The organism is Simplicispira sedimenti, assembly GCF_022760965.1.
In the GTDB taxonomy this organism is placed as follows: domain Bacteria; phylum Pseudomonadota; class Gammaproteobacteria; order Burkholderiales; family Burkholderiaceae_C; genus Simplicispira; species Simplicispira sedimenti.
The window spans coordinates 277,724-286,782 of the sequence record NZ_JAKVIJ010000003.1; the positions used below are offsets into that span (position 1 = coordinate 277,724).

General features: G+C 69.6%; 9 protein-coding genes. 5 read left to right on the forward strand and 4 right to left on the reverse strand.

What is annotated here, in order from left to right; genetic code table 11:
- Positions 1–53 precede the first annotated feature (53 nt).
- The 3 genes from MJ602_RS05550 to MJ602_RS05560 form a co-directional block, all read right to left on the reverse strand.
- A complete protein-coding gene (locus MJ602_RS05550; RefSeq protein WP_243019880.1) occupies positions 54–1,322 on the reverse strand; it encodes a YjgN family protein in 1,269 nt (422 codons plus the stop codon).
- A 226-nt stretch (positions 1,323–1,548) separates the two neighbouring features.
- Positions 1,549–2,334 (reverse strand): rRNA pseudouridine synthase, encoded by a 786-nt coding sequence (locus MJ602_RS05555; protein ID WP_243019882.1) that lies wholly within the window; start codon positions 2,332–2,334, stop codon positions 1,549–1,551.
- Positions 2,335–2,355: 21 nt separating this feature from the next.
- The gene (locus tag MJ602_RS05560) at positions 2,356–4,020 is read right to left on the reverse strand and encodes an MBL fold metallo-hydrolase (RefSeq protein ID WP_243019884.1); all 1,665 of its coding nucleotides are present in this window, start codon (positions 4,018–4,020) and stop codon (positions 2,356–2,358) included.
- A gap of 59 nt (positions 4,021–4,079) precedes the next feature.
- Here MJ602_RS05560 and MJ602_RS05565 point away from each other — a divergent pair, with 59 nt between their 5' ends.
- Positions 4,080–5,129: a metallophosphoesterase gene (locus MJ602_RS05565; RefSeq protein WP_243019886.1), complete on the forward strand. Its 1,050-nt coding sequence runs from the start codon at positions 4,080–4,082 to the stop codon at positions 5,127–5,129.
- A 2-nt stretch (positions 5,130–5,131) separates the two neighbouring features.
- Here MJ602_RS05565 and MJ602_RS05570 read toward each other — a convergent pair whose 3' ends face one another.
- Positions 5,132–5,836, reverse strand: coding sequence for a glutathione S-transferase N-terminal domain-containing protein (locus MJ602_RS05570; protein ID WP_243019887.1), 705 nt, complete (start codon positions 5,834–5,836; stop codon positions 5,132–5,134).
- Between the two features lie 79 nt (positions 5,837–5,915).
- Here MJ602_RS05570 and dapF point away from each other — a divergent pair, with 79 nt between their 5' ends.
- From dapF to MJ602_RS05590, 4 genes are all read left to right on the forward strand, one after another.
- On the forward strand, positions 5,916–6,794 hold the full coding sequence (gene dapF, locus MJ602_RS05575) for a diaminopimelate epimerase (RefSeq protein WP_243019889.1): 879 nt from the start codon (positions 5,916–5,918) through the stop codon (positions 6,792–6,794).
- Positions 6,791–7,516, forward strand: a complete 726-nt coding sequence (locus MJ602_RS05580) for a DUF484 family protein (RefSeq protein WP_162017395.1) — start codon at positions 6,791–6,793, stop codon at positions 7,514–7,516. Before dapF ends, MJ602_RS05580 begins: the two co-directional genes overlap by 4 nt.
- A 180-nt stretch (positions 7,517–7,696) precedes the next feature.
- Positions 7,697–8,647, forward strand: coding sequence for a tyrosine-type recombinase/integrase (locus MJ602_RS05585; protein ID WP_243019908.1), 951 nt, complete (start codon positions 7,697–7,699; stop codon positions 8,645–8,647).
- Positions 8,648–8,752: 105 nt separating this feature from the next.
- A partial coding sequence (locus MJ602_RS05590; RefSeq protein WP_243019891.1) for a DUF2946 family protein occupies positions 8,753–9,059 on the forward strand: 307 nt, incomplete at its 3' end.

Genomic DNA, 9,059 nt, shown 5'->3' on the forward strand with positions numbered 1-9,059 from the left:
CGATTCGAGAGCGGGGGGAAGGCGCCGCAGGCGCCACAGGGGGGTGTTCTCCATCACCCGATCAGGTCCAGCCCCGCCGCATCGGCCAGCGCATCGCCCAGCCCGCCCTCCTGGTGGCGCAGCATTTGGCCTGCCAGCTGGTCCACGCCCCCTTTGACGTGCAGCGTGACCGATTCAAGCTTCATGGCGTACTCGCTCACCCGCGCAAAGGGCCGGTAAAAACCCAGCGTCAGCAGCGTGAGCAGCAGGTTGCGCACGCGCAGCCAGACAAACCCGCGCACACTCAGCGTGCAGCGAAAGCGGGCCACCTGGCTCACGCCGATGTTGTTCCATTGCAGCAGGAACATGCGCGCCTCGCGGTAGGCGCGTGCGGGTGCCGAGGCCAGCAGCAAGAGCATGAACAGTGCAAATAAGCCGAACAGGAACAGGAAGAACACCCACACCCCGGCGTTCTTGCCCAGGCCCGCCAGCAGCGCCACCGAGCCCCCCGCCGCCAGCGTCACCAGAGCCACCATGCCCAGCACGCACAGCAGGAACACCCCCACCGTGGCCAGCCAGATCTTGACGAAATCCATGTACACCGGCTTCCAGCGTCCGGCCTCGGCGCCCAGGTGGGTGCGCAGCACCAGCAGGCTCTGGTAGTTGTATTCCAGCCGAATGAAGAACAGCAGCGACAGCACCACGCCCAGCAGCAGCAAGGCCCACAGCGCCGGTGGCAGCGCGGGCATGGCGCTGCTTTTTTCGTCGCCGTCCGGGGTGGCGCCGTCCAGGGCCTGGGCCAGCTCGGGGGCCACCCAGCGCAGCCCGAACACCACCCCAATCCACACCAACGCAATGGCAAACACCGGCCAACTGGCGCTGTACACCTCGCGCCAGCTCGCCGCAAACCGCAGGCGCAGCCCGCGCCAGCGCGTGTTGCCCAACCGAAACCGCATGGCGCTGGCCCATAGGTAGGGCGCCAGCACTGCGCCGCCCAGCAGCAGCAAGGCCACGGCCGTGTCCTGCCCAGTGTCCACGGCGATGTTGTAGGCCAGCGTGAGCAGGACCAGCAGCACAAAACCTGTCACCATCTTGCGCTGCGGCGCCGTGAATTCCAGTGGGCTGTCGGCCACCAGCGTGTGGCCATAGAAATACTGCACCGTGCGCCTGCGCGCCCAGGGGGTGTACAGGCCCAGCGTCACGATGCTGAGCAGTATGTTGACGATCCAGACACGGAAATACTCCCCACCGCGGCCGGAAAACTCCAGCGGGTGGGCGTCGATGGCTGCTGACTCCAAGGGTGCCGCCTGCGCCGATGCGTTGCTGCGGGGTGGGTGTTCCATGGTCTCCCTCCAGGATGGCCGGGCAGTGTAGCAGTGGCGTGTGAATTTTGATCTGAAAGCGCCCGCAGCGCTTGTGTCCACAGCGCGGTTAGCTATGGTTTTTGATGGTTCTGCCACGGCCCAGGCCAGCGGCCCCCGCGCAAGGGCCGCCCCGCCGCGCTGGGGGCGTCCCCCCTCCCGGCGAAGCCGAGAGAGGGGGGAAGGCGCGCAGCGCCACAGGGGGGTGTCAGAATTTTTCCCACGGCTGCAGATAGCGCCACTGCCCCTCGGGCACCTTGGCCAGCGGCACGCGGCCGAGGCGGATGCGCTTGATGGCCAGCACCTGCAGGCCCACGGCCTCGCACATGGCCGGGATCTGGCCGGGGCGGATGCCCTTGAGCGCGAAGCGCAGCTTGGTTTCGTTTTGCCAGCTCACCTTGATGGGGGGCAGCGGCCGGCCGTTGAACGAGAGGCCGTGGCGGAGCTTTTTCAGGCCGTTGTCGGCGATCTGGCCCGCCACCTCGACGATGCACTCCTGCTCCAGCGTCTCGATGTCCTCCTGCAGCTTGCGCGCGATGCGCTTGTCCTGCGTGTAGACCACCAGCCCGCTGGCCGGCGTGGGCAGCGGCGTGAAGCATTCGAGCTGCTTGAAGTGGCGCAGCAGCACGCGGATGCCGGCAGCGTCCTCGGGCAGGTGGCTCTGCGCGTTCAGCAGCGTGAGGGCGGATGGTGCGCCCTGGCTGCGGCTGCCGTGCGCTGGCGCGCCGGTGTCCAGGCCCAGTCCGGCTTCGTAGCCTGGGGGCTTGTGCAGCAGCAGGGTGACGGGGGTGAGCTCCAGCAGGCTGGCGTCTTTCTCTACCGTCACTGTCTGGTCGGGGCGCACGCGCGCGCCAGGGAGTTCCACCACCTGGCCTTCCACGCGCACAAAGCCGCCTTCGATGTACTGCTCGGCGGTGCTGCGCGAGCAGGCCAGTTGTTCGGCCACGCGTTTGGCCAGGCGGATGTGGCTGGGGTCAGGGTTCTTGTCGGTCATTGAATGGAGAGGGTGGGGTGTTCAGTTGTTGCCGGGTTGCTGCGCGCGGATGCGTTCCACATGCGCGATCAGCGAGCGCTGCGCCAGCGGCCACATGCGCGGCGGCACGTCGGCATAGGCCAGTTCCACCCACTGCTCCACCGTGCCTTCGGGCAGTGCCTGCATGGCGGCGACGACCTTGGCCTCGCGCGCCAGGCGGTGGCCCTTGAGTTGGGCGATGGCGGCGCGGGCCTCGCCCAGCACATGGCCGTGCGCGGGCAGGATGAACTCCACGCCGTGTTCGGCGCACAGCTGGTCGAGCCGGTCGAGCGCGTCGAGGTAGTCGGCCATGTTGCCGTCGGGCGGGTTGATGATGGTCGTGCTGCCGTTGAGGATGTGGTCGCCACTGAACAGCAGACCGTCTTCCCGCAGCAGCAGACACACATGGTTGGCCGCGTGGCCTGGCGTGTGCACCACCTGCAGGGTATGGGTGATTTCGCCGTCCAGCCCTTTACCGGTGAGCGTTAGCAGCTCATCATTCGATAGCGAACGGTCGGGAGTGAACTGGCTGTCGGCACGCGCCGTGGGGGCCGAGGGCCGGCCCAGGATGGGCGGCGCGGCGCGCCCCGCGCGCAGGCACATCTGCTGCAACGGCGCGGCGCCGGGCGAGTGGTCGGGGTGCGAGTGCGTGCAGACGATCCAGCGGATGTCGCCGCCCGCCGCACGCCACAGGCGCTCCAGGTGCTCGGTGTCCGCCGGGCCGGGGTCGATGGCGACGTAGCCCGTGGCCGGGTCGCCCACGAGGTAGCTGTTGGTGCCGGGGCCGGTCATCACGCCGGGGTTGGGGGCGGTGAGGCGCTGCACGTTCTTCAAGAGCTGCACCGGGCGCTCGCTCTGCCAGTCCAGCGCGTGGGCGATCTGCCCGTCGGGGCAGACCAGGGCCAGCTCGCCGAAGGGCATCTCGTCTTCCATGTAGCGCGCTTCCTTGCCGGCCAGCAGACCGGCGCGCGGGCAGCTCGTCCACAGCGGGGCTTCGCTCACGGCGCAGGCGGCCAGCACGTCGTCCACGCGCTTGAATTGCGCCAGCCTTTGCAGCGTGCGGATGGTCGGGAAGATCATGAAGAAGCCGCCAGCCGCGTGCCGATCCAGCGCCTCCTGCGGGCGCACCCACTGGGGCTCGAACTGCTCGGCCTCGTCGGCCACGGGCGTCTGGCCCTCGGGCATGCGCGCCACGAGGAAGGGCACGTCGAAGCGCTTGGGCAGGTCGCGGTCGGTGATCCAGCGCGCCAGGGTGAACACGGCGTCGGCCGCCAGTTGCAGGCCGCGCGCCTGGCACTGCGCGGCGAAGGGGGCGTGGCGATCGAGTGCGGCGATGTCGTCGGCATCGGCCCAGCGGCCGTCAGGGTGGCGCGCCAGCAGCACGCCCAGCTCCTCGAAGCTCTCGCGGATGGCGGCGATGGCCTCGGTGAGCTGCTCGTCGCTCTGCGTGGCGCGGCGCGCGGCGGTGGCGTGCGATTGCGCATCGAGCGCGTCGATGCCGCCGCCGGGGAACACGTAGGCACCGGGCGCGAAGCTGGCTTTCGTCGAGCGGCGCGTCATCAGCACCTCCAGCCCCTGCGCCCCATCGCGCAGCAGCAGCACGGTGGCGGCGGGCAGGGCGGGGACGGGCGGGCGGGGCGGGTGCAGGAGCTGGCTGGGGCGTGTCATGGCTGCATTATGGGCAGGAGCCAGCGGCACAATGCCGGGCCTACCCCAAACACCCCACGATGCACCGTTCCTCACCATCATTGCGTATTTGCCCCCGCACTGCGCGGCTGCAGCGCGCGTTGCTGGGCCTGGGCGGGGTGTGGCTGGCGCTTGCGCTGGTGCTGGCCTGGCTGGACCGGGAGGGGCGCTGGATCGACCCCGGGCGAGAGACCGTCGTGCTGGTCAAGTTGTGGATTTTTTGGGCCGTATGGGCGGTGATTCCCTGGTGTGGCGCTGCGCTGCTGGGCCTGCGCCAGCCCGCAGGGCGCAGCGCGCCGCGGCTGGCATGGCTGGGGGCGCTGGCCTTGGTGGCCTACAGCGGCCTGGTGGAGCCGCGCCTGTTGACCGTGCGCGAGCACCGCTTGCCGTTGTCGCCATCGGTGCAGGCGCAGCCGCTGCGGCTGGCGCTGGTGGCTGATGTGCATGCCGGCCTGTTCATGCGCGGCTGGCAGATCGAGCGGCTGGTGGATCGGCTCAATGCGCTGGATGTGGATGCCGTGGTGGTGGCGGGCGACTGGACCTACGAGCCGCCGCGCGATCTGCACGTGCTGCTGGCGCCGTTTGCGCGTTTGCGCCATCCGGTCTGGGGCGTGCTGGGCAACCACGACACCGGGGCGCCCGGGCCACCGCTGGCGGCGGCGCTGCGCCAGGCGTTGCAAGGCCACGGCGTGCAACTGCTCGAAGGGCAGCGCCTGCTGTTCCGGGGCTGGGAGGTGCTGGGCCTGGGCGACCTGTGGGGCGGCGATTCGCGCGGCGACGTGGCCCGCCTGCTGCCGCCGGGGACGCCGACCGTGCCGCGGCTGGTACTGGCGCACCAGCCCGACACCGCAGCGCTGCTGCCTGCGGGCAGCGCCCGCCTGGTGCTCAGCGGACACACGCACGGCGGCCAGATCATGCTGCCCTGGATCACGCGCCACTGGGTCTTGCCCGGCATGAGTGCACAGGGCTGGTTTGAGGGGCTGAACACCACGCCGGCCGGGCCGCTGTTCGTGACGGCGGGGGTGGGCACCATTGGCCTGCCTGCGCGGCTGGCCGTAGTGCCCCGGATCGACGTGCTGCGGATCGAGTGAGTTCAGTCGCGTGCGGGAATGGCCAGCCCGCGCTGCACGGCCGGGCGCTCCACGAACGCCGCCAGCGCACGCTGCACCTGCGGGAAGCGCTCGAACTCCACCAGCTCGCCCGCGCCGTAAAAGCCCACCAGGTTGCGCACCCAGGGAAAGATGGCGATGTCGGCAATGGTGTACTCGTCGCCCATGACCCAACGGCGGCCCGTCAGGCGCTGCTCCAGCACGCCCAGCAGGCGCTTGGATTCGGCTGCGTAGCGGTCGCGCGGGCGTTTGTCTTCGTAGTCCTTGCCCGCAAACTTGTGGAAGAAGCCGAGCTGGCCGAACATGGGCCCCACGCCGCCCATCTGCCACATCAGCCATTGCAGCGTCTCGAAGCGCGCGGCAGTGTCTGCGGGCAGAAAGCGCCCGCTCTTGCTCGCCAGGTACACCAGGATGGCGCCCGACTCGAACAGTGCAAAGGGCGTGCCGTCCGGGCCGTGCGGGTCGATGATGGCGGGGATCTTGTTGTTCGGGTTGAGTGAGAGGAACTCGGGCGAGAGCTGGTCGTTGGTCTCGAAGCTCACCAGGTGCGGCTCGTAGGGCAGGCCGGTTTCCACCAGCATGATCGACACCTTCACGCCGTTGGGCGTGGGCAGGGAGTAGAGCTGGATGCGGTCCGGGTGCTGGGCCGGCCATTTGCGGGTGATGGGGAAAGCGCTCAGGTCATTCATCGGAAAGCTCCTTGCGGAAAAAACACAGCCGGACAAGGCACCGTGCCACGGTGCTGCGACAGCTACGATAATCCAAGCCATGCAGATCCGCTTTACCAAGATGCAGGGTGCGGGCAATGACTTTGTCGTGCTCGACGAGACCCAGGAACGCCTGGGGCTCACGCCCGCGCATTACCGCTTTCTGGCCGACCGCCACTTCGGCGTGGGGGCCGACCAGATCCTGACCGTGCGCCCCGCGCCCGCGCCGGGCCTGGACTTTGAATACGTGATCCACAACGCCGACGGCGGCGAGGTGGAGCAGTGCGGCAACGGCGCGCGCTGCTTTGCGCGCTATGTGCGCGACAAGGGGCTCACCGCCAAGGACCGCATCCGCGTGCAGACGCTGTCGGGCGTGATCGCACCCGAACTCACCCCCGACGGCCGCGTCACCGTGGACATGGGCCGCCCGCAGTTCGATCCGGCGCGCGTGCCCTTCGACGCTGCAGGCCTGGTGCCTGTGCCCCAGGGTTTAGGGAAAAAATGGCCTCTTGCGCTGGATGGGAAAGCGCCAGCAGCTACTGTTTTGATAGCAGTTGTCTCGATGGGCAACCCGCATGCCGTGCAACTGGTGGAGGACGTGGACACCGCCCCGGTGGCGCAGACCGGCCCGCTCATCGAGTGCCACACCCGTTTTCCGCAGCGCGTGAACGCGGGCTACCTGCAAGTGGTGGACCGCAGCCATGTGCGCCTGCGCGTGTACGAGCGCGGTGCGGGCGAAACCCTGGCCTGCGGCACCGGCGCCTGCGCGGCCGTGGCGGCGGGCATCCGCCTGGGGCTGCTCGATGCGCGCGTGGACGTGCAGACGCGCGGCGGCCTGCTCACCATCGCCTGGAGCGGCCAGGAGGCCGACTCCGTGTTCCTCACCGGCCCCGCCGTGACCGTGTTCGAAGGCCAGATCGACATTCCCGACGCACCATGACCACCAGCAACGCCATTCCCCCCATCACCGAAGACGACATCGCCGAATACCTGCTGCGCACACCCGGCTTCTTCGAGCGCCATGCCGAGGTGCTGGCGGGCGTGCAGCTCACCAGCCCGCACGGCCAGCGCGCCGTGAGCCTGCAGGAGCGCCAGGCCGAAATGCTGCGCGAGAAGATCAAGGGCCTGGAGCAGCGCATCATCGAAATGGTGCGCCATGGCACCGAAAACGCCGCCATCGGCCAGAAGGTGCACCAGTGGACCGGTCGCCTGCTCGCCGTGCGCGACCCGTTCGACCTGCCCACCGAAGTGACCGAGAGCATCCGCGCCCTGTTTGACGTGCCCCTGGCCGCCGTGCGCGTGTGGGGCGTGGCCGGGCCCTACATCGACTGCGACTTTGCGCTGGGCGCCAGCGAAGATGCGCAGGCTTTTGCCAGCTCGCTGACCATGCCCTTCTGCGGCCCCAACCTGGGCTTCGAGCCCACGCAGTGGCTGCCCCAGGCGCTGGTCACGCCCGAGGGCGAGACCGAACCCGTGGCGCACAGCGCCCAGTCCGTGGCCCTGCTGCCCCTGCGCGAAGGCCCCATCGACAGCGCCACCCCCGCCTTCGGTCTGCTGGTGCTGGGCTCGCCCGACCCGCAGCGCTTTGACGCCACCATGGGCACCGACTTCCTCGCGCGCATGGCAGAACTCGCCAGCGCAGCGCTGCTGCGCTTGAGGTGATGTGACCACCCCCCTGTGGCGCTTTGCGCCTTCCCCCCGCTCTCGCATCGCTGGGCGATGCGGGCAGGGGGACGCCACCAGCGCCTGCACAGTGGAATTCTGGCGGCCCTTGCGCGGTGGCTGCTGGCCTGGGCCGCGCCGGATTCGTGGGCCGTGGGCGGCCTGCAAAGCGGCCAGCCCATGACCGCCCCCGCGCCACTGCCCCCCGAAACCCTGCGCTACCTCGAGCATGTGCGCGTGGAAAAGCGCCTGGCCGCGCGCACCGTCACCCTCTACACGTTGGATCTGCAGCGCCTGCAGCAGGTGGCCGAACAGGTCGGTTTGCCGCTGTTGCAGCTGCAGACCGCGCACATCCGCCGCGCCGTGGCGCAGATGCATGCGGGCGGGCGCAGCGGGCGCGGCATAGCGCTCATCCTCTCGGGCTGGCGTGGCTTTTACCTGTGGGCGGCGCGCCAGGGCCTGAGCGACCACAACCCCGTGCAGGGCGTGCGTGCGCCCAAGGCCCCCAAGCCCTTGCCCAAGGCACTGGGCGTGGACGATGCGGTGCGTCTGGCCGACCATGCCGAAGACGGCGCCGACCCCTGGCTGGAGGCGCGCGATGCCGCCATGGTCGAACTGCTGTACGGCTGCGGCCTGCGCGTGGGCGAGCTCGAAGGCCTGGACGTGGCCCCTGGCCCCGACACCGAGCGCCTGGGGCGCGGCTGGATCGACCTGCAGGCCGCCGAAGTGCATGTGCGCGGCAAGGGCAGCAAGCGCCGCAGCCTGCCCCTGGGCGCGGCAGCGCTGCAGGCGCTGCAGGCCTGGCTGGCGCAGCGCGCCACGCCGTTTGCACCTGGCCGGCTGGACGCTGCGCTGTTCCTGGGCCAGCGCGGCACGCGCCTGTCGGCCCAATCCATCTGGCTGCGCCTGCGTCAGCGCAGCCAGCGCGCCGGGCTGAGCACGCCGGTGCACCCGCACATGCTGCGCCACTCCTTTGCCAGCCACCTGCTGCAAAGCAGCGGCGACCTGCGCGCCGTGCAGGAGCTGCTGGGGCACGCCAGCATCACCACCACGCAGGTCTATACCCGGCTGGACTATCAGCACCTGGCCAAGGTGTACGACCAGGCGCACCCACGGGCGCGGCGCAAATAGCGCCGCAGGCTCTTGCGCTGGCGCAAAGGTCGGCGCCGAGCGTTTGATTACACTGCCGCGACGTTCGCCTCCCAGCTCCGCCGTCGCTGCATTGCCTTGCTGGCCATGCTGGCTGTGGCATTTGGAGCACTGGCGCCCACCTTGGCGCAGGCCGTGGTGGCTGGGGGTGCCGCCCCCGAGGGCGCTGTGATGGTCTGTACCGCCTCGGGCATGCTGTGGGTGCAGGCCGATGGCGATGTGCTGCCCGACGAGGGCAGCAGCACCCTGGCCGATCTCAAGAAGCCCTGTACCTGGTGCAGCATGCACGCCGTGGCCGCACCGCCTGCCACGCAAGCGGCGCTGCCTTTGCTGACCTTGCCCCTGTTTCGTGTAGCTCTTAACCCACGATTCACGCGGCCTTTTTACGCTGTGC